Source organism: Knoellia tibetensis (genome assembly GCF_048606415.1).
In the GTDB taxonomy this organism is placed as follows: Bacteria; Actinomycetota; Actinomycetes; order Actinomycetales; family Dermatophilaceae; genus Knoellia; species Knoellia tibetensis.
Map to the genome: position 1 here is coordinate 1,673,030 of NZ_JBMBWF010000001.1, position 20,089 is coordinate 1,693,118.

The following is a 20,089-nucleotide window of genomic DNA, read 5'->3' on the forward strand; positions in this document are numbered from 1 at the left end:
ACCAAATCCCCCTATCATCCTCGGTTGTGACGACCCCGGTCATGCCCCGGCGCCGCGTCGCCCTCGCCGGGCGGCTGCGGTCCTTCGGCGACGCCGTCGCGCTGCGGTGGGCCGACCCGTCGGGGATGCAGACCATGTCGTATGCCGTCCTCGCCGGCGGCGTCGACGAGCGCGCCGCCGCGCTCGGGCCGGCTCCGCGGCTCGTGCTCCTCGAGGCGGCCAACGACGTCGAGTCCGTCGTCACCCTGCTCGCCGCCCTGGCCGGCGGTCACCCCGTCATCCTCACGGCCCCGGGCGGGGGAGGGCTCGTCGAGACCTGGGACCCCGACGTCGTCGCGCGCGGCCCGCTCCTCGAGGCCCGCCGCCCCGGCTCGGCGCACGACCTGCACCCCGACCTCGCGCTCCTGCTGTCGACGTCCGGCAGCACCGGCTCGCCGAAGCTCGTCCGGCTCAGCGCCGCCAACATCGACTGCAACGCGGCCCAGATCGTCGACGCCCTCGGGCTGCGCGCGGACGACGTCGCGGCGACGACCCTGCCGCTGCAGTACTGCTACGGCCTCTCGGTCCTGCTCAGCCACCTCTCCATCGGAGCCGGGGTGCTGCTCACCGACCTCTCCGTCGTCGACGCCTGCTTCTGGGAGGCGTTCGGCGAGGCCGGGGGGTCGACGCTCGCGGGGGTCCCCTACACCTTCGACCTCCTCGACGCCGTGGGGTTCGCGTCGATGTCCGTGCCGCGGCTGCGGCTGCTCACCCAGGCCGGGGGCCGCATGGACCCGGCCGCGGTGCGGCGCTGGGCCGGGCTCGGTGTGGAGCGCGGGTTCGACCTGCTCGTCATGTACGGCCAGACCGAGGCGACCGCCCGGATGGCCACTCTCCCGGCGCATCTCGCGGCCGAGAACCCGTCGAGCATCGGTGTCGCGGTCCGTGGCGGCCGCTTCTCGCTCGCGCCGGTCGAGGGTGCTGCCGCCGGTGTCGGTGAGCTCGTCTACGAGGGCGGCAACGTCATGATGGGCTACGCGACGACGCCGGCCGACCTCGCCGGCGGCGCCGAGGTCGGCCAGCTCCACACCGGCGACCTCGCCCGCTTCACCGCCGACGGGCTCGTCGAGGTCGTCGGTCGCCGCAGCCGCTTCGCCAAGGTCTGCGGGCTGCGGATCGACCTCGACCGGGTCGAGAGCGACCTCGGCACCGGTGGGCGAACGGCATACGTCATGGATGGCGGCGACCGCCTCCTCGTCGCCGTCGTGGGTCCCGAGGACAGCGACCTCCTGACCGTGCGCCGCGAGGTGAGCGAGCGGTATGCCGTCCCGCGCGCCGCCGTCGTCGTCACCGCGGTCGACGAGGTGCCGCGGACGGCCTCCGGCAAGGTCGACCGCCCGGGCCTCGCGACGCTCGTCGACGCCTTCGGCGAGGGCACCTGCCCGACGCCCTCTCGACTCATTGCCAGTTCCAGCGGTCCCGACAGCGGTGACGGTTCCGCGGACGGCGCCGGAACCGGCAATGAGTCGCGGCTCGACGCAGCGGAGCAGGTGCGGGCGCTCTATGCCGAGCTGCTCGACCGGCCCGACGCGACGCTCGACGACTCGTTCGTCACGCTGCGCGGTGACTCGCTCTCCTACGTCGAGGCGTCGGTGCGGCTCGAGGGGCTGCTCGGAGCGCTGCCGGCGTCGTGGCACGTCCTGCCCGCGCACGAGCTCGCGCGCGCCGACGCCGGCGTGCTCGAGGGTGCCGCGACCGAGCCGTCGCGCGCGAGCCGCTGGCTGCGGTGGCGCTCGCTCGAGACCTCCGTCGTCCTGCGGGCCGTGGCGATCACCGTCATCGTCCTCACCCACGCCGGCGTGCTGGACGTGCGCGGAGGGGCGCACGTCCTGCTCGCCGTCGCGGGCTTCGCCTTCGCGCGGTTCCAGCTCTCGGGCGGGCGGCGCTCGGAGCGGCTCGCGCACGTCGCGGAGTCGGTGACCCGCATCGCGGTGCCGAGCGCGGTGTGGCTCGGTGTGCTCACGCTCGTCGACGAGCGCTACTCGTGGTGGAACCCGGTCCTGCTCACCTCGGTCGGCGGAGGCAACGTCCACCCGCAGTGGCGCTACTGGTTCGTCGAGGCGGTCGTCCACATCCTCGTCGGCGTCACGGTCCTGCTCGCGGTGCCGGCGATCGACCGGCTCGAGCGCGCCCGGCCGTTCGTCGTGCCGATGGCGGTGGCCCTCGTCGCCCTCGTCTTCCGCTACGGCTTGGTCCCTGTCGGTGACCACCACGTCAACGGCCGACCCGCGGTCGTGCTCTGGCTCTTCGCCCTCGGGTGGGCCATGGCCCGCGCGGAGGTGAGGTGGCAGCGGTGGCTGCTCACGGCATACGTGCTCGCTGTCGTGCCGGGCTTCTTCGGTGACCTCGAGCGCAACGCGGTGCTGGGCGCCGGGCTGCTCGTGCTCCTGTGGGTGCGATCCGTGCGGGTGCCGGCGTTCGTCGTGCCGGTCCTGTTGCCGGTGGCGTCCGCCTCGCTCTTCATCTACCTCGTGCAGTGGGAGGTCATGGGACGCGTGGGCTACTCCCTGCTCGGCGCCGCCGTCGCCGTGCTCACCGGCTGGATCGCCTGGCGCGGGTCGAGCCCGATCGTCGAGCCGGTCGCGCGGTGGGTCGGTGGCCGGGTGGCCGCGCTCGTGCCGTCACGCCCTCGTGCCGGCGACCGGGTGCTCAGCTGAGGATGTCCTGGCGCCGGAAGCGGCGGTAGCCGAGCGCGACGAAGAGGACTGCGTAGAGGACGGCCCACAGCACCCCGTGGCGCAGGTCGGTCCAGTCGACCGGGCCGGAGACGAGCAGGTCCAGCCAGGCACGCGAGTAGTGACCCGGCAGCGCCTTGCGCCAGTCGCCGAGCGCGTCGATCGAGTCGAGGATGCCGGCGACGATGAGCAGCATGAGCGCACCGCCCACCGCGGCGAGCGGGGTCTGGCTGCGCACGCCGATCCAGAAGGCGAAGGCCCCGATCGGCGCGACCATGACGAGGACGTAGCCGACGGCGACGGCCATGCGCGGCAGCCACTCGCCCCACGGCAGCTCGCCGCCGCCGAGGATCGTGAAGGGCTCCGGGCCGTAGGCGATGGTGCCGACCGCGAGCGCCCACAGCGGCAGGACGACGACGAGCACGGCCGTCGACACGAAGCCGATGACGAGCTTGCTCGTGAGCAGCCGGGCGCGGGTGACGGGCGCCGTGAGGAGGTAGCGCAGCGAGGACCACGACGCCTCCGCCGGCACCGGGTCGCCGGCAAAGAGTGCAGCGACGATGAAGAGCAGCAGCTCCGCTGAGACGAGGAAGGCGAAGGTCGTGAAGTTCGGGCCGCCGCTCGTCGCGAGGTCGACGAGGCGGACGCCGGGGTCGCCCGGGCGGCCGGGGTCGTCGTCGAGCGAGAACGCCGCGACGAAGATCAGCGGCAGCACGAGGACGATGCCGACGACCCACAGCGTGCGGCGGCGACCGAGCTGGCGACGCAGCTCGGAGCGCCAGGACAGCGGCCGGCTCATCGGGCCCGCACCTGTCGCAGCCTCTCGACGACCGAGGTCTCCGTGGTGTCGTCGTCGTCCGGGTTGACCTGCGAGGCGGCGATGACACCGAGGAAGACCTCCTCGAGGTGGCGCCGGCTACCGACACCGACGACCTCGGCACCCGAGGCGACGACGTCGCGCACGACGTCCTCGCGGGGTCGCTCGGCGACGACGGTGAGCATCGGCTTGGACGGGTCGTCGAGAACCTCGACCGACCGTATGCCGTCCGCCCCCGCGAGTGCCGCGCGCGCCGGGGCGAGCGAGGCGACCGAGGCGAGCTCGAAGACCGTCGTGTCGTCGCTGGAGAGCAGGTCGGCGACAGGGCCTGCCGTGACGACCCGGCCGGCGTGCATGACGACGACGTGGGTGCAGGTCATCTCGACCTCCGCGAGCAGGTGGCTGGACACGACGACGGTGCGGCCGGACCGGGCGTAGGAGCGCAGGATCGGTCGCATGGCGGCGATCTGGGGCGGGTCGAGGCCGTTGGTCGGCTCGTCGAGGAAGAGGACCTCGGGCTTGCCGAGCATGGCCTGGGCGATGCCGAGCCGCTGCTTCATGCCGTGGCTGTAGGTCCGGACGGGCCGGTCGAGGGCGCCTCCGAGGGCGGCGACGGCGAGGGCGTCGGCCATCTCGGCCTCCTCGACCGGACGTCCGGTGGCGGACCAGTAGGCCTCGAGGTTCTGGCGGCCGGTGAGGTGCGGCAGGAAGCCCGGGCCCTCGACGAGCGCGCCGACCCGTCCGAGGACGTCGGACCCCGGGTGGACCGGGCGGCCGAGGACGTGGACCGAGCCCGAGTCGGGCGTGATGAGCCCGAGGATCATTCGCATCGTCGTCGTCTTGCCGGCTCCGTTGGGGCCGAGGAGCCCGACGACCTGGCCCTTCTCGGCCCGCCACGACACGTCGTCGACCGCCTTGTGGCCGTCGGCGTAGGTCTTGGTGAGGTTCTCGACGACGAGCGGCACGTCGGCCCAGTCGTCGCGCACGACCTCGCGCAGTCGGCGGCGCCTGCGCAGGAGGGCGGAGACGGTGATCGCGGCGAGCAGCGCGGCGATGCCCCCGGCCAGCGCGATCGACTCGGTGTCCCGCTCGTCCGCCGCCGCCCGGAGCGTGCCCTGCGCCGTCGGGACGCTGAGGCTCGCGTCGGTGAGCTCGACCCGGTCGGCCCGGGCCTCGCGGGGCACGGCGAAGGAGCTGTCCGTCGAGGTGACGAGGACCCGCCAGCGGCTGCCGGCGGCCATCGACCACACCGAGGCGGGGAGCTCGACCGTGACGTCGGTCGGGCGACCCGGCGTGGTCGCGACCCGGACCGGCGCGGTGAGGGCGCGTGGCTGCACGGCCTCGGAGCCCTCCACCCTCCAGAGCGAGACGAAGAGCGTGGCCTCGGCGCCGGTCGAGGTGACGCCGAGGCGGAGGGCGGGTGAGCCGACGACGGTGAGGCTGCGGCTGAGCGGGGCGCTCTCGAAGGCGGCGGACATCCCCGGGAGCGCGGCGAGGCGGTAGGTCGGGAGCTCGAACGCACCGGCGCCGGGCAGCGACGTCATCGAGCTTGGCTGTCCGCCGGGCGGGGTGAGCAGGACCGACGGCTCGCTGGGACGGCGCAGCGTCACCCCGGTCGGTGCGGCGCGCAGCCCGGGGTAGCGGTCGAGCGTCGCCACGGGTGCGGTGTCGCTCCGGCGCGGCACGGGCAGGGAGAAGGTGAACGCGGGCACCGGCAGGGGTGCGGTGCGGGTGCCCTCGAGGTAGGTGCGGATCCATGTCCGCGCGGCCTCCTCGTCGAGCCCGGGGTTGGTCGAGGCGCCGTCGTGGCCGCCGTCGGTCCAGCGCACGGCGTGCCGCGTCCCGGCCCGGGCGAGGCCCGCCGCGTTGGCGTCGGCCTGGTCGAGGCCGAAGAGGGTGTCGGACTCGCCCTGCACGAGGAGGGTGGGTGCGGTGACGCGAGCGATGGTCCCGCGAGGGCTGTTGCGGCGCAGGGTGGCGGTCAGCTCGGCGCTCGGCCGACCGGTCTCGGCGGCGGCCTGGAGCTGGCGGCACAGCGCGAGGTCGAAGCGGCCGCAGAGGAGCTCACTGGGTGCTGGGGGCGTGCCTTCGCCCGTGCCCGGTGCCGGTGTGCTCGGGGCGGTCCTGGTCGGAGCCGCCGCGCCCGCCGCCGGCTGAGAACCGGACGCGCCCGCAAGCCCTGAGGCGCCACCGTCGAGCCCGCCGAGCGCAGACGAGAAGAAGCGGGCACCCCACAGCTGCTTGTAGGGGCCCGGCTGGGTGCTGCCGGCCGCCGCCTGCGGGAAGAGCGACTCCGACAGGTCGTTCCACGTGATCGCGGCGACGGTGGCGTCGACCCGCGGGTCGACCCCGGCGAGCATGAGCGCGAAGGCGCCACCGTAGGACCCGCCCGCCACCGCGACGCGAGGGTCCCCGGCGGCATCCTTGCGGACCTCGGGCCGTTGGGCCAGCAGGTCGAGCAGCGCCCTGCCGTCGGCGATCTCGTGGTCGGGGGAGTTGAGGTGGATCCGTCCGCCGGAGCGCCCGAAGCCCCGGGCGGTGAACGCGAGGACGACGTGGCCGTCGGCGGCGTAGTCGCGGGCCTCGCGGTCGACGCTCTCCTTGCTGCCGCCGAAGCCGTGGGCGAGGAGGACGGCGGGCTTCGGGTCGTCACCGGCGGGGAGGTAGAGGCGGGTGTCGAGCCGCACCGCCGTGCCGTCCGGCTCGGGGCCCACGTCGACGAGCTGGTCGGTCGTGCGCACCCGCTCGGTCGTCTCGGCGGTCGCGGGCGCCGCCGTCGCGACGGTCGACAGGGCGAGAACGAGGGCAGCGGCCGACGGGAGGAGCCGGGTCGGGCGGACGAGGACGGGCCGCTGCATGGCTCATCCTCTCCCGACGGGTTGGTGGCGCCGTCGCGGTGCGGCGCTCACCGGACGAACGGTTCGCCGTCCGCGGTGGTTCCGCTCGGCCGGCGTCCGTCCTAGGCGCCCAGTCGGCCGCTGCCCACCTCGGTCCACACGTTGCTCCGACGCCGCCGGCTGGTGGTGGTGGAGGTCGGCGCGTCGGGGTCAGGACTCGAGGGTGCGGTCGAAGAGCGCTCGCACGCCCTCGGGCAGGGCGGGCTCGGGGATCGTCACGTCGACCGGCGGCTCCTCGCAGCTCACGCCGTAGCGGAAGGCGTCGGGGATCATCCGGCCCCGGGCCAGCGCCATGAGCGTCGGGCTCGCGAGGAGGCTGCGCCACGCGGTGGCGTCGTCGTCGGGGAGCTCGTCGAGGAGCACGGTGCGCTCGCGCACCTGCCCCGCGAAGCCACCGGTCCGCCGCACCTGGAACCGTTGCGGCCCACCCGCCGGTGCTGGCTCCGGCGAGGGCGTGGGCGCGGGCCCCGGCTCCGGCTCCGGCTCCGGCTCCGGCGAAGGCTCGGGGGACGGCGCCGGAGCGGGCGCCTGCTCGGCATCGGCCCCCGACCCGTCGGGCCCAGACGCTTCGGACCCCGTCACACCGACCTCGGCCCATGCGTCCCGCACGGCCCGCGCCTCCTCGGAGTCCTCGCCGTGCGCGGCGACGGCCGCCGCCTCGGTGAGCGCGGCGAAGGTCGCGAAGTCGCAGTCCGCCTTGATGTCACCGGTGATGACGGCATACCAGATCGCGCCGGCGCGCTCCCAGGCGTTGCCGCCCAAGGTCGTCGCGACGAGGTGGAAGGCGCGGTTGGGGATGCCGGAGTTGATGTGGACGCCACCGTTGTCGTCGTCGGTGACGACGAAGTCGCGCATGTGACCCGGCTGCGGGTCCTTGCCGAGCCGCGGGTCGTCGTAGGCGGTGCCCGGCTCCTTCATCGAGCGGAGTGCCACGCCCTTGACGTCCGGTCCGAGGAGCTCGGCACCGATGAGCCAGTCGGACTCCTCGGCGCTCTGGCCGAGCGCGCGCTGCTTGACGAGGATCCCGAAGACGTCGGAGACGTGCTCGTTGAGCGCCCCGGCCTGGTCCTGGTAGACGAGGCCCGAGGTGTACTGGGTGACTCCGTGGGCGAGCTCGTGGCCGATGACGTCGAGGCTGCGCGTGAAGCCGAGGAGGACGACGCCATCACCGTCGCCGAAGACCATCTGCGAGCCGTCCCAGAAGGCGTTGTCGTAGTTCGTGCCGTAGTGGACCGTGGCGACGAGGCCGAGGCCCTTGTCGTCGAGGCTGTTGCGACCGTAGGCCGCGTTCCACAGGTCCCACGTCGCGCCGAGCCCGTCGTAGGCCTCGTTGACCGCCGTGTCGTCGGTCGCCGGCTCACCCTCGGCGCGCACCCTCACCCCGGGGAGGGTCGTGCCGTTCTCGGCGTCGTGGACCACCCGGTTGGGTGCCTCGGTCGTCGCGCGGTTGGCGCGGCGGCTCACCCGTGAGCCGTCCGGGCGGAGGGAGTGCTCGCGGGCGTGCTCCTCGTAGCGGAGCTGGTCGAGGCGCAGCGTCTCGCGGGCGCGCTCCTCGAGATGCGGCTCACCCGAGGTCGCGAGCGCCTGGAGGAGGTAGGGCGGCACGATCCCGCAGCGCACGGCCGGACGGGGGTCGGTCGGGTGCGAGGTCTCGTGCGTCGTCGTCATGCACCCATCCTGTGACAGGGGTCCGACAGCCGCACGCCGAGAGGCGACGGCCTGCACCCACCGCTCAACCGAGCGCGACCACCCCCGCCGCCATGGCGAAGAGGGCCGCCGCCTGCGCCGGGTGGGCCGCCCGCTCGCCGGGGTTGGGGCCGCGCAGCCGTTCGCTCCAGAGCACCGCGGTGACGCCGGCCATGAGCACGACGGAGTGCGAGAGCGCCATGACCGACATCGCCGGACCGCACGTCGCGACGCAGCGGATGCCGGTGCGCCAGCCGTTGCGGGCCGCGTCGACGGTCGCACGCCGTCCGGTGAGCGCGCCCGGCCGGACGACACCGCACCGCCGCATGAGTGCGCGTCGTGGCGGCGCGACGTGCCAGAGCGCGGCGACGACGAGCACCCAGGCGACCAGCAGCCGCGGCGACGCCACCCCCGGCACGACCGCCCTCGCGAGAACCGCTGCCACGAGCCCCAACCCAAGCCACGGCGCGAGAAAGCCACCGACGAACTCCGCGACCGTCCACCGCCGGCGAGCCCACAGACCGGCCGCGGCCACACGGCATACGACGGGGTTGACCGTCGGGAGCATCATCGCGACGACCATGAGCGCCCACCCCGACCAGGCGCGGGCGAGCGACGGCTCGACGTGGTGGCCGGCGTGATGGGAACCAGTGCGCGAGAGGGCGACCCACGCCAGAGCGGCCACCACGGCTGCGGTCGTGAGCCACAGCGCCGGCCTCCGGTCGGGACGGCCCAGCCGCTCCCATCCGCGTGCCCGTCCCCGCAGCGCGAGCGTCGTCACGGCGTCACGCGCTGAGGACGACGACGCGGGCTGCGCGCAGGTCGGGTGCCCGGGCCATCCCGGTGCTCGCCTGCGCGAGTGCGTCCGTGTCGGAGGGGACGGGCAGCACCGGCTCGAACGACACCGTGACCCGCGACGGGTCCCACCGGCCACGGTCCGCGAGCGCGTCCCGCACGGCGGTGATCTCGAAGACCTTGGTGAGGCCCGAGCCGCCGTGCTCGGAGTCGGCGCGCGACGCCTCGGCGAGCCCGAAGGTCGCCAGACGGCCCGCGAGCAGCTCGGGGTGCTCGCCGCCGCGGTCACCCGCCGGCACGTTGACGTAGACCTCGTATGCCGGTGCCGCGGCGGTGCCGGTGATCCCCTCGAGCCGCAGGTAGACCCGGGTCGGCCCGGCACCGGCCTCCCCGTCGCCGAGGCCGAGGTCCGACGGCTCGCTCAGCTCGACGACGGCCGGAGCGGCCTGGGCCAGCGACACGTCCTGGGTCGCGCCGACGACCTGCGGTGTCGCCATCGGCCGCGGCGGTGGTGCCTCCTCGACGCCACCCATCTCGATGCCGCCACCCGCCGGCGCCTCCGGCGCACCCGGGGGACCGGGTGGAACAGGAGCCGGAGCCGGCAGGAAGGTGCTCGGCACCCCGACGCTCTCGTAGGTGTAGCCGAGAGCCGTCGTGTCGAGCACGTCGCCGACCCGGAACGTGCGCGTGCCACCGCCCGGCTTCGGGAACCGGAACCTCGTGCGGAACCACGCCGGGTCGTCGTCGGGAGGGTTGCGGTGGGCGGGGTTCGCGTCGAGCCACACCTGCCAGAGCCGGTCGAGGTTCGCGTGGTGCAGCCAGAAGAGGGGGTCGAGCCCGGCGGTGAAGAACGAGCCCATCCACCCCTCCCGCACGGTGTTGCCCTGGTCGTCGAAGTCGTTGCCGACGACGACGTGCACGAACCCGTGCGGGGTGTCCTCGATCGCGCCCATCTCCTCGCCGAAGAAGCTCGGCTGCGACCGCTCACCACCACCGAACGACGCCACGCCCGTGTCGGTGGCGAAGACGTCGACCCCGAGCGCCTGCGTCACCGAGTCGCTCACGTCGGGCAGCGGGTCGCCGCCGTTGGCGAGGACCGACCGCTGGTCGGTGAAGAGCGCGTTGTCGGCCCGCGCCTCACGGAACGCCGGCGGCAGCACTGCCGCCGTCGGGCGGTCGGGGTCGAGCGCGTACCAGTAGGGCAACGACCACTGGTCGTCGCCGAGGTGGTGCTGGACGACGGCCTCGAAGGCGGCGAGGTACATCCGGTGCCACGGCAGGAAGAACCAGCTGCCGTGCTGGCACCTGCTCCAGAGCGGGTGGCTGCGGTCCGCGCTCCCGGTCTCGGTCGCGCGCCCGTGCATCGCCGCCTGGAACTGCCAGGAGAGCGGGTCGGTCGGCGGCCCCGTGGGCGGGTCGAGCGCGCGCATCGTCTCGACCGCCCGGGCATAGGCGACGAGCACCTCGGGCCACGTGCCCTCGTCGTCGGTCCGCGTCCAGATGTCCATCCGGGTCCGGGTCATCGCTCCTCCTGTCTGGGCTACACCTCGATCTCGAGGAACGGCTGGTCGTCGGCGAGGACGGTGACGGTGACCTGCCCCGTATGCCGTGACTCCAGCCGTCGTGCTTCCTTCAGTGCCGCGCGCATCGCCTTGCGGCGCTGGGGGATCGTGCGCTCCTCCGAGCAGGTGAACCACAGCGTGAACGGGCTCGGGTCAGCCTCGGCGCGGGTCTCGATGAGGGTGTGGACGACCGACGGGTTCGGGTTGCCGTGGGCGCCGTCGGCGCTGAGGACGTAGTGGTCCGCGAGGACGCGGGAGGCGAAGACCCGACTGAGGTTGTGCTCGGACCCGTGGTGCTGGACCTTGACGACGTTGCAGCGGAACGGGTTCGCCTCCGGGTCCTGCGCCGGCAGCCGGCCGGAGGCGGTGAGCCCTTCGAGGATCTCCTCCTCGGCGGCGTCCCCGGTGAGCAGCAGCGTGCGTCCGTCCTCCTCGACGAGGAGGGTGATCGACGCGCGGTTGGGCGTCGTGACGTTGGTGGGACGGGTCGTCTCGATGATCCGGGGTCGCGCCGAGGTGTCGTGGGCGTCGGCGTCCTCCCCGACGGCGGCGGCCTGCGCCGCCTGGGCGAGGTCCTCGACGAGGTCCCGCGCCTGCGGCGGCGACATCGGCAGCGTGCTTCCGGCGTTCTCGTGGCCGTCTTCCTGACCACCCGGACGTTGGCCGCCCCTCCGCACCGAAGAGGGCTGGCGCGTGAGCCACGCCTTCCACTCCTCGCGCAGCTTCCTCAGGTGCTGCTCACCGGGGCCGATGACGTGCAGCGTCGCCGAGCCCACCTGCTGCTCGTGCACGGGGGAGCGCAGGAGCACGAGTCCGGAGCCGAAGGGCTCGTTGCGACGAATGGGCGTCTCGTCGTCGACGAGCCGCAGGAGGGTGACGCCGTCGGCGATGCTCTCCGCCAGGCCGGAGACGGAGTCGAGGGCGAGTCGCGCGGCACCATCGCTGTCCTCCACCGTCGAGGTCGCGAGCGAGAGCGCCTCCGAGGCCTGGGCGGCGAGTGCGGTGATCGGCCCCTCGAGGTCGCCGAGCTGGGCCCGCCACGAGTTGTGCCACAGCCCGTGGATGCGGGGCGGTCGAGGGGTTGGTGGCTCGGGGAAGGTCGGGTTCTGCCCCTCGCCGACCTGGAAGTCGTGGACCTCCCAGGCCGCGACCTCCTCGAGCAGGTCGATGACGCCGGAGATGTGGTCGGCGTCGATGTGACTGACGACGAGCAGGTCGACCTCCTCGCCGGCGTCGGCGAGCTCGGCGAGGTGTGGCCGAGCGTTCTCGCGGAACGACCCGGTACGGCCGCCGTCGACGAGAACGTGCCGACCGTCGGCGGTGGTGAGGAGGAGGCAGTCCCCGTCCGCGGCGAAGAAGGCCTTGAGGCGCATCAGGGCACCGCCTTCCGCTTCTTCTCGTCCTTGAGCATCGCAAGGTGCATGTCGGCGAACTCGCGGGTGCGGGTGAGGCAGGCCTCGGCGTCGATGACGCCGAAGCCGGTGTCGTTGCGCCAGCCGAAGGTCTGGCCCGGAAGGGGAGCGGAGGTCGAGCGCATGATCCCCTGGATCTGCGCGGAGGTGAGCCACGGCGAGACCCCGAGCATGAGCGCCGCCACCCCGCACACGTAGGGCGAGGCCATGCTCGTCCCGGTCATCTCCACCCAGCGGGAGCGGGAGTCGAACCCGCGGGCCGCCACGACACGGGTGCCGTCGGCCGCGATGTCGGGCTTGGACCGGCCGTCGCGGGTCGGTCCGCGGCTCGAGGTGACGTGGGCGGCGCTGAGCCCCAGGTCGGCGTTGGCGACCGACAGGAGCCGGTCGGCGCACGCGAGCGAGCTGATCATCCGGTCGTCGGTGTAGGACGCGGGTCCGAAGTAGGACGGGTAGCGCCACTGCTTGCCGGTCCCGGGCAGGCGCACGGGGTCGTCGCGCTCGATCCAGGCGTCGAAGCGACCGTCGCGGACGACGACCCCGGTGAGCCGCACCCGCCAGTTCCCCGACGCGATCGGCCCGAGCGCGCGCGAGCCGTCGGCCGCCACCTCGCCGAAGAAGGGGGAGAGCAGCACGGAGATGCGGTTGAGCCCGTTCGCCGGGTGGTAGGCCTCGTTGTAGACGCTGAGCACGGTGCCGTTCTCGAGGATCTGGTTGCGGATCTTCGAGCCCTGCGAGACCTTCGGGAGCCACGGCATACCGGGCGGTTTGACCTCGACGTCGAAGCGGTCCTGGGGGCCGTACCAGATCTCGAGCTCGTTCTCGGAGACGTCGAGGATGTCCTCGCCACCGACGACCCACTCGAGCTCGTGGCGCAGGCTCGTCGCCTGCACGGTGCCGCCGGCGTGGATGCGGCCCTTGACCCAGTCGCGGTCCTCGGCGAAGCGCGGCTCGGTCTGCCCGGCGTTGCCCGCGGCCACCGAGACGCAGCGCCCGCGGGTCGCGAGCGCGTTGTCGATCCACCGGGCCATCGAGCTCGACGTGTCGTGGGCGTGACCGTTGGTGCCGAGGCTGATGTTGACCGACAACGGCAGCGGCGAGCCGTCCTCGTGGCGTTCTCTGCCGAGCCGCGCGGCGAGGTCGACGAGGTAGTCGACCGCGTCGGCGATGCGGGTGGAGTCGTAGAAGCTCGACGCAGCCTCCTTGTCCTCGGGGCGGAGCGCGACGAGGACCCCTGCCAGGAGCGCGCGTCGGGCGACGCCACGGTTGCCGGCGGCGATGGAGGCGACGTGCGTGCCGTGCGACGCGACCGCCATCTGCGACTGGGGCTCGAGCGCGGTGGCGGACATGTTGCGCCGGGTCGACGCCGCGATGGCCGCGTTCATGTGGGCCGCGAGGATCTCGGACCCGTAGGCCAGCGCCTCGCGGTCGGCGTCGCGCTCGGAGGAGGGTGGCGGCCGGGTCGTCCCGCCCTGGTCCCAGATGCTGACCCACCGCGTCGTGTCGCCGTCGAGGAAGTCCGGGTGGGCGAAGTCGAAGCCGCCGACGTCGATGACGCCGACGAGCACGTCGTGACCGTCCCGGTGGCGGCGGCTCTCCGAGGCCACCCGGCGCGCCGTCCGCTCCGGGGGCGGGGTCTGCGAGCCGACCGCGGGCTCGGGCCCACGCAGCGACTGGCCCGGCTCGACGTAGGAGACGCCCGGGATCTCGAGCAGCCTCGCCACCTGCCCGGCCGGCACCTCGACCGAGGCCATGTCGATCTTCCAGCGCGCCCGGGTCGCACACCGTTGCACCGCCGCGACGGCCCGGTCGTGCGCGGCGGGGTCGAGGTCGCGGTCGATCTGGACGAAGAGCGAGAAGTCGACCCGGGTCGGGGTGACGTCCTGCGGCAGGTCGGCCGCGAGCCGGGCCACCTTCGCGGCAGGCAGGATCGTCACGCGGGAGGCCGCGACCGGTGGGCCGAGTGTCCGCGGTCCACCGGTGACGGAGGTCGCCACCCCACCCGCGTCGTCGGGCTCCGCCTCCGAGGCCATCGGCACCGAGCTCGAGGTGGCCACGGCGACCGACGGGCACTGCTCGGCACGACCGGCGTTGACCTCGTCGGAGCCACCGAGGAAGACGTCGAGCTTCGGGGACAGCCTCGGGTTGAGAGCCCTCACCTCGGCAGCCTTCATGGTTGGTCCCTCGCGCCCGGCCCCCGGTGGTTGTGGTGCGGCGCCGCCCCTGCGGCGCATTCGGCTGACAGACCCAGTTCTCTCCCACGATGATGGACCTCGGCTCGGCACGGAGAAGGGCGAAACGATGAAAAACATCGTCATCTGCTTCGACGGCACGGGGAACCAGGTCCAGGCCCGCGACAACACGAGCGTCGTGCGGCTGTTCTCGCTCCTCGACCTCTCCGACGCCACCCGCCAGGTCGGCTACTACGACCCCGGCGTCGGCACGATGGGCTCCTCCCGCTCGTGGACACCGTGGGGCCAGGCGGTCACCAAGGTCCTCGGTCTCGGCTTCGGCCTCGGTCTGCGCGAGAACCTCGGGGAGGCCTACGAGTTCCTCATGCGCCACCACGAGGACGGGGACCGCATCTTCGTCTTCGGCTTCAGCCGTGGCGCCTACACCGCGCGCGCCCTCTGCGGCATGCTCCTCAAGCTCGGCCTCCTGCGCAACGGGGCACAGAACCTCGTCCCGTATGCCGTGCGCCTCTTCACCTCGCGGAACCCGGACTGGGTCCGGCTCGGCCAGTTCGGCAGCGCGATGTCGCGCCGGGACGCCGAGGGACGGATCCGCCTCCACGTGCACTACCTCGGGATCTGGGACACGGTCAAGGCTGCCGGCATGCTCCGCGGCGGCCTGAAGTGGCCCGACACCCGCAAGCTTCCCAACGTCCACCGCATCAGGCACGCCGTCTCGATCGACGAGCGTCGGCGCCCGTTCGAGGAGTACCTCGTCCCACCCACCGAGGAGGAGTCAGGGGAGACGAGCCGCCGCGAGGTCTCCGAGGTCTGGTTCGCCGGTGTCCACTCCGACGTCGGCGGCACGTTCGAGGACCACGAGCTGTCCGACATCGCCTTCAAGTGGATGGTCGAGGACGCCGTCAGCCGCGGTCTCCTCGTCCGCGACGACGCGTATGCCGGTGCGCTGGCCGTGGAGCGCGGCTTCGCCGGGGGCCGCATCCACGAGATGGGGCGGTCCTGGGCGCTTCTGGGCTACCGCCGCAGGGCCGTGCCGGAGGGAGCCGTCGTGCACGCGAGTGTGCGCGACCGCGTCGCGGGCGACCCGGCATACGGGAGCCGTCTGCCGGCCGCCCACGAGTGGGACGACGCGACGTGGTGGGAGCCGGCCGGTTCGGAACGACCCCCGTCGCCCACCTCGGGATGACCCCCTGCCCCCGGCCCGTCCGGCTCATGGACGGCTGGGCCGAACGGTCCTAGCGTGCCCTTGGGTGGCGTCGGCACGCCGCCGGGCACGAGAGTGGACCCCCTCGTGACGGCCGCCCCGACGTGACCACCCGCTCTCCCAGGGCAAGGGGTTACAGGCATGTCCGAGACACCGAGACGCGGCGCCGGGAAGGGCTCCGCCAAGAAGTCCGCCAGCAAGAAGTCCACGTCGCGATCCAGCGACTCGTCCGGCTCGTCAGGTTCATCCGGCTCGAGCGACTCGTCCGACAACCCCGAGCTGCAGAGCTCGCCGGAGGTCGGCACCGCCATCATCAGCGGTCTCACCTTCGGACCCAGGGCCGTCCAGTACTCCGTCGTCGACGGACGCGCGATGTTCGAGGGCGACATCGACCTCGGCAGCGTCGAGGAGGTCGAGGCCGCCACAGCCGCCATGCGTGGTCAGGGCGAGGGCCTCGAGCAGGGCGTCGTGCTGCCCGGGAGCCAGTTCCGCTGGCCCGGCGGCCAGGTCCCCTACGAGATCGACCCCGCGATGCCCGACCAGCAGCGCGTCCACGACGCCATCGCGCACTGGGAGCAGAACACGGTCATCCGGTTCGTCCTGCGCACCGCCGCCAACGCGGGGAGCTTCCCCAACTTCGTCCGGTTCATCCACGGCACGGGCTGCTCCTCGCAGGTCGGCATGCGGGGCACCGGCCGTCAGGACATCTCGATGGGCACCGGCTGCGACGCCGGACGTGGCATCCACGAGATCGGTCACGCCGTCGGCCTGTGGCACGAGCAGAGCCGCGAGGACCGCGACCAGTTCGTCCAGATCCACTGGCAGAACATCCAGGCCGGCCGGGAGCACAACTTCAACCAGCACATCGCCGACGGTGACGACGTCGGGGCCTACGACTACGGCTCGATCATGCACTACGAGCGGACGGCGTTCTCCCGCAACGGTCTCGACACCATCACGCCGACGAACCCGGCCACCGCGCAGATCGGCCAGCGGACGGCTCTCAGCCAGGGCGACCTCGCGGCCGTCGCCTCGATGTACGGCTCTCCCGGCCCCACGCTCAAGAAGACGCTCGACGACCAGGGTGGTCTCGGGACCTTCAAGAAGATCCGCGACGACGGGGTGAAGACCCCCTTCACGGACCCTCCGCCCATCAAGAAGCTGCGCGACGACCTGCCGAAGCAGCCGTGGCGCGACCCCATCAAGAAGTTCCGTGACGACGGGCCCGGAGGCGGCATCAAGAAGGTCGTCGACGACCTCCCGATCGAGCCGAGGCCGCGCTTCCCGAGGTTCCCCGGCGGCCCCGGTGGGCTCGGGGGACTCGGAGGGCTCGGTGGCCTCTCGCCGTTCCTGCTGTCGACCGGCCACCACGCCGGTGCCGGTCCCGCAGCCGGTGCCTCCGGGGCCGCGGATGCGGCTGCGGCCGTCGAGGCGGGGCTCACCGAGGCGCTCGCCCAGGCAGCGGCCGCGGTCGACGAGGCGCGCCGCAACGTCGTCGCGCTCCAGACCGCGCTCACGGCGGCGACCTCCGAGCTGGCCCGTGCCCAGGAGGGCTACGACGCCGTCGTCGCGGCGATGCAGTCGCTGGGCTGACCCCCGGTGATCCTGCTCGTCTCCCACGAGGAGGACGACCACCTCGCCCCGATGCTCGCCGAGCTGGCGCGCCTCGGGCGCGAGGCCGTCGTCGTCGACACGGCGGGACTGCCGGGGTCGGTCGCCGTCTCCGCCGAGCACGGTCCCGCCGGCGACCGGCGCCTGCTCCGGACCGCCGACGGCGCCTGGGTCGACCTCGCCCGGGTCGGGTCGGGGTGGTGGCGACGCCCGCTGCCCCCGGCCCGGGACCCGCGCATCCACGACCCGGGCGAGGCGTCGTGGGCGGTCAACGAGACCTACGAGGCGATGGCCGGCTTCTGGGACGCTCTGCCGGTGACGTGGGTGAGCCCGCCCAAGGCCATCGAGACGGCCATGATGAAGACGTGGCAGCTGCCGGCCGCCCGCGCGGCCGGACTCGAGATCCCGCAGACGCTCGTCACGAGCGACCCGGGCGCGGCGAGGGCGTTCGTCGACCGGCTCGGCCTCGACCGGGTCGTCTGCAAGGCCTTCTCCGCCACCCCCGAGAACTGGCGCGAGACCCGGCTCGTCGGGAAGGCGGAGTATGCCGTCCTCGACCGGGTCGCGCTGGCACCGGTGATCTTCCAGGAGTTCGTGCCGGCCGAGGTCGACCTGCGCGTCACCGTCGTGGGCGAGCAGCTCTTCCCCGCGGCGATCCACAGCCAGGAGCTCCCGTACCCGCTCGACTTCCGCATGTTCCTCGACATCGGGCAGGGGGTGCGAATGACGCCGGCGACGCTGCCCGACGACGTCGGGGACGCCCTGCTACGCCTGCTCAAGGCGGCCGGCCTGCGCTACGGCGCGGTCGACATGCGGCGCACCCCCGACGGGCGCCACGTCTTCCTCGAGGTCAACCCCGCCGGCCAGTGGCGGTTCGTCGAGGAGGTCACGGGGCAGCCGATGACCGCGGCGATGGCCCGGCTCCTCGCCGACCTCGACGCCGCCCGGCTGGCCTCCCGCCCGCCGTCTCCGTCATGCTGCTGACGGGTGGTCCCCGCCCGTCAACCCCGCTCCGACCCGAGGAGGCTCCGTGGCCACCGTCCACGTCCGCATCGAGTGGCCCGACGGTGTCGAGATGCCCGCGGCCGCGCGGTGCCGGGTCACCGTCGAGAACGTGAGCCGTCTCGACGCCGCGTCGACCGTCGTCGGTGAGACGGTCGTGGAGGACCTCGACCCCGACGCACCCGTCGACGTCGAGGTCGACGTCCCGCACGTCGACGACGGGTCCGACCTCGTCGTCCGCGTGCACGTCGTCGACGGAGCGCGCCGTGGCCGCGAGGTCGAGGCCGGCGACCTCCTCACGACGCAGTCGCACCCCGTCCTCACCCGCGGCCGCGGGTCGGAGGTCGTCGTCCACCCCCGTCGCATCGGCTGACGCCCTGGCTCGCCCTCGGGCAGCGGCTCAGCCGTAGGTGTCGCGCGGCCCTCGCCCGTCCTGGACGCGCCGCGCACCCCGCGACCACGAGGGCGCGCTCGGGCCGACGACCCGGATCTCGCTCACCGTGCCCTCGCCCACCTCGCGGGCCAGCGAGCCCATGAGGGTGTTCGACATGAGCCGCAGGTTCGTCGCCCACGCGGTCGAGTCGGCGCGCACGGTGAGCACCGAGTCGACGAACTCGACGGGCTGGCAGTGCTGGGCGACCTCGGCGCCGACGATGGAGGGCCAGCGACCGAGCACCGACCCCACGGCGACGTCGACCTTCCAGCCGCGCTCGCTGACGAAGGCGTCGAGCTCGGTGCCGAGCGTCTGCGGGTCGCGCCCGCCGCGTCGACCCTCGCCACCGCCGCCGACGACGTCCTTGAAGCGCCGCTTCGGCTTGACCCCCGGGCGCAGACCCCGTACCCGGGCCGCTGCCCTGGCCCGGGCGAGGGCGTCGGCCGGCGCCGAGAGGAACGCGTCCTCGGTTTCACGTGAAACCTCGCCACCGTCCGGGGTCGCCGACGAGCCCGGGCGACCGGCCGGGCTCGCCTGTCCCGCAACGGGTTCCACGTCGTCACTCACGCACGGTCACCTCACCGAGCGAGACGGCATACGTGCGTCCACGCAGCCCGGCGGGCACGTCGGCCTCGACGGCAGCGGTGATGAGGACCTGTTCGCAGTCGGCGACCATCGCGGCGAGCCGCTCGCGCCGACCCGCGTCGAGCTCGGCGAAGACGTCGTCGAGGATGAGGACCGGGTCGTCGCCGAGGTCGTGCCTCAGGAGGTGGTATGCCGCGAGCTTGAGTCCCAGCGCGAAGCTCCAGCTCTCGCCGTGGCTGGCGTAGCCCTTGGCCGGCAGCTCGCCCAGAGTGAGGACGACGTCGTCACGGTGCGGTCCGACGAGGGTGACACCGCGCTCGATCTCCTGGCCGCGGACCTCGGCGAAGGACTCGAGCAGCTCGGCGTGCAGCTCCTCGAGCTCGGGCACCTCCCCCTCGGCGATCCGGGTCGCCATCGGCTCACGCAGCGACGAGCGGTACGACACCCGCGCGTCGGACTGGCCCGCGCTCACCTCGTCGTACGCCTTGCCGAGCAGGGGGGCGAGGTCCCGCAGCAGCCTGAGCCGGGCATAGAGCAGGGGAGCGGCGACCTGCGCGAGCTGGGTGTTCCACACCTCGAGGGTGTGCAGCGCGCTCTCGCGCTCGCTCGCGGTGTCGGCCCCCTCGACCGGGCGGCGCTGCTTGCCGCGACCGCGCAGCACGGGCGCGGCCGACTTGAGCAGGGCGTTGCGCTGCTTGAGGATCCGGTCGTAGTCGCCGCGGGCGCCCGCCCAGCGGGGCTGGCGCGCGACGAGCAGGTCGTCGAGGAAGCGCCGGCGCTCCGAGGGGTCGCCCTTGACGAGGGCGAGGTCCTCCGGCGCGAAGAGCACCGTGCGCACCTGGCCGAGGACGTCGCGGGTGCGGGGCAGCGCGGACTTGTTGAGCCGGGCCCGGTTGGCGCGTCCGGGGTTGATCTCGATCTCGACCATCGCCTCGCGGCCGTCCCGCACCACCGCGCCGCGGATGATCGCCTGCGCGGCGCCGAAGCGCACGAGCGGCGCATCGCTCGACACCCGGTGCGACGACAGCGAGGCGAGGTAGCCGATCGCCTCGACCAGGTTGGTCTTGCCCTGCCCGTTGAGCCCGACGAAGGTCGTCACGCCCGGCTCGAGCGGGAGCTCGGCGCTCGGATAGCTCCGGAAGTCGCCGACGGTGAGGTGCCGGACGAACACCGAACCTG

Annotated in this window: 14 protein-coding genes; 5 read left to right on the forward strand and 9 right to left on the reverse strand. The window is 73.4% G+C overall.

Annotated features, from left to right (window positions below; translation table 11 throughout):
• Positions 1-41: 41 nt before the first annotated feature.
• Positions 42-2,696, forward strand: a complete 2,655-nt coding sequence (locus ACOJV7_RS07800) for an AMP-binding protein (protein WP_420189564.1) — start codon at positions 42-44, stop codon at positions 2,694-2,696.
• On the opposite strand, the gene ACOJV7_RS07805 is transcribed toward ACOJV7_RS07800, so the two are convergent.
• From ACOJV7_RS07805 to ACOJV7_RS07835, 7 genes are all read right to left on the reverse strand, one after another.
• Complete coding sequence (locus ACOJV7_RS07805) at positions 2,689-3,513, reverse strand: ABC transporter permease (RefSeq protein ID WP_420189565.1); 825 nt, start codon at positions 3,511-3,513, stop codon at positions 2,689-2,691. The genes ACOJV7_RS07800 and ACOJV7_RS07805 overlap by 8 nt on opposite strands.
• Positions 3,510-6,389, reverse strand: a complete 2,880-nt coding sequence (locus ACOJV7_RS07810) for a CocE/NonD family hydrolase (RefSeq protein ID WP_420189566.1) — start codon at positions 6,387-6,389, stop codon at positions 3,510-3,512. Before ACOJV7_RS07810 ends, ACOJV7_RS07805 begins: the two co-directional genes overlap by 4 nt.
• 189 nt (positions 6,390-6,578) lie before the next feature.
• Entirely contained in the window at positions 6,579-8,096 is a 1,518-nt protein-coding gene (locus tag ACOJV7_RS07815; protein WP_420189567.1) for a protealysin inhibitor emfourin, read from the reverse strand.
• A 64-nt stretch (positions 8,097-8,160) separates the two neighbouring features.
• Entirely contained in the window at positions 8,161-8,895 is a 735-nt protein-coding gene (locus tag ACOJV7_RS07820; protein ID WP_420189568.1) for a copper chaperone, read from the reverse strand.
• A gap of 4 nt (positions 8,896-8,899) precedes the next feature.
• Entirely contained in the window at positions 8,900-10,432 is a 1,533-nt protein-coding gene (locus ACOJV7_RS07825) for a tyrosinase family protein (RefSeq protein WP_420189569.1), read from the reverse strand.
• 17 nt (positions 10,433-10,449) lie between these two features.
• Positions 10,450-11,844 carry an MBL fold metallo-hydrolase gene (locus tag ACOJV7_RS07830; protein ID WP_420189570.1) on the reverse strand — a complete coding sequence of 465 codons (1,395 nt, stop codon included), beginning with the start codon at positions 11,842-11,844 and terminating at the stop codon, positions 10,450-10,452.
• Positions 11,844-14,057, reverse strand: a complete 2,214-nt coding sequence (locus ACOJV7_RS07835; RefSeq protein WP_420189571.1) for a S8 family serine peptidase — start codon at positions 14,055-14,057, stop codon at positions 11,844-11,846. Before ACOJV7_RS07835 ends, ACOJV7_RS07830 begins: the two co-directional genes overlap by 1 nt.
• Positions 14,058-14,184: 127 nt before the next feature.
• On the opposite strand from ACOJV7_RS07835, the gene ACOJV7_RS07840 reads away from it, so the two are divergent.
• From ACOJV7_RS07840 to ACOJV7_RS07855, 4 genes are all read left to right on the forward strand, one after another.
• Complete coding sequence (locus ACOJV7_RS07840) at positions 14,185-15,261, forward strand: DUF2235 domain-containing protein (protein WP_420189572.1); 1,077 nt, start codon at positions 14,185-14,187, stop codon at positions 15,259-15,261.
• Positions 15,262-15,420: 159 nt separating this feature from the next.
• Positions 15,421-16,872: a Dot/Icm T4SS effector Zinc-dependent metalloprotease LegP gene (gene legP, locus ACOJV7_RS07845; RefSeq protein WP_420189573.1), complete on the forward strand. Its 1,452-nt coding sequence runs from the start codon at positions 15,421-15,423 to the stop codon at positions 16,870-16,872.
• Positions 16,873-16,878: 6 nt separating this feature from the next.
• A complete protein-coding gene (locus tag ACOJV7_RS07850; protein WP_420189574.1) occupies positions 16,879-17,874 on the forward strand; it encodes an MvdC/MvdD family ATP grasp protein in 996 nt (331 codons plus the stop codon).
• Positions 17,875-17,920: 46 nt separating this feature from the next.
• Positions 17,921-18,265: a YbaY family lipoprotein gene (locus tag ACOJV7_RS07855; protein WP_420189575.1), complete on the forward strand. Its 345-nt coding sequence runs from the start codon at positions 17,921-17,923 to the stop codon at positions 18,263-18,265.
• A 27-nt stretch (positions 18,266-18,292) separates the two neighbouring features.
• Here the strand turns inward: ACOJV7_RS07855 and ACOJV7_RS07860 are convergent, their stop codons facing one another.
• Complete coding sequence (locus tag ACOJV7_RS07860) at positions 18,293-18,892, reverse strand: DciA family protein (protein WP_420189576.1); 600 nt, start codon at positions 18,890-18,892, stop codon at positions 18,293-18,295.
• The gene (recF, locus tag ACOJV7_RS07865) at positions 18,885-20,081 is read right to left on the reverse strand and encodes a DNA replication/repair protein RecF (protein ID WP_420189577.1); all 1,197 of its coding nucleotides are present in this window, start codon (positions 20,079-20,081) and stop codon (positions 18,885-18,887) included. The genes ACOJV7_RS07860 and recF overlap by 8 nt, the downstream gene beginning before the upstream one ends.
• Between the last annotated feature and the right edge of the window lie 8 nt (positions 20,082-20,089).

Bases quoted from the DNA above. Each gene is read 5' to 3' on its own strand.
- ACOJV7_RS07800 (WP_420189564.1), top strand. From the start codon at position 42: ATGCCCCGGCGCCGCGTCGCCCTCGCCGGGCGGCTGCGGTCCTTCGGC.
- ACOJV7_RS07805 (WP_420189565.1), bottom strand. From the start codon at position 3,513: ATGAGCCGGCCGCTGTCCTGGCGCTCCGAGCTGCGTCGCCAGCTCGGT.
- ACOJV7_RS07810 (WP_420189566.1), bottom strand. From the start codon at position 6,389: ATGCAGCGGCCCGTCCTCGTCCGCCCGACCCGGCTCCTCCCGTCGGCC.
- ACOJV7_RS07815 (WP_420189567.1), bottom strand. From the start codon at position 8,096: ATGACGACGACGCACGAGACCTCGCACCCGACCGACCCCCGTCCGGCC.
- ACOJV7_RS07825 (WP_420189569.1), bottom strand. From the start codon at position 10,432: ATGACCCGGACCCGGATGGACATCTGGACGCGGACCGACGACGAGGGC.
- ACOJV7_RS07830 (WP_420189570.1), bottom strand. From the start codon at position 11,844: ATGCGCCTCAAGGCCTTCTTCGCCGCGGACGGGGACTGCCTCCTCCTC.
- ACOJV7_RS07835 (WP_420189571.1), bottom strand. From the start codon at position 14,057: ATGAAGGCTGCCGAGGTGAGGGCTCTCAACCCGAGGCTGTCCCCGAAG.
- ACOJV7_RS07840 (WP_420189572.1), top strand. From the start codon at position 14,185: ATGAAAAACATCGTCATCTGCTTCGACGGCACGGGGAACCAGGTCCAG.
- legP (WP_420189573.1), top strand. From the start codon at position 15,421: ATGTCCGAGACACCGAGACGCGGCGCCGGGAAGGGCTCCGCCAAGAAG.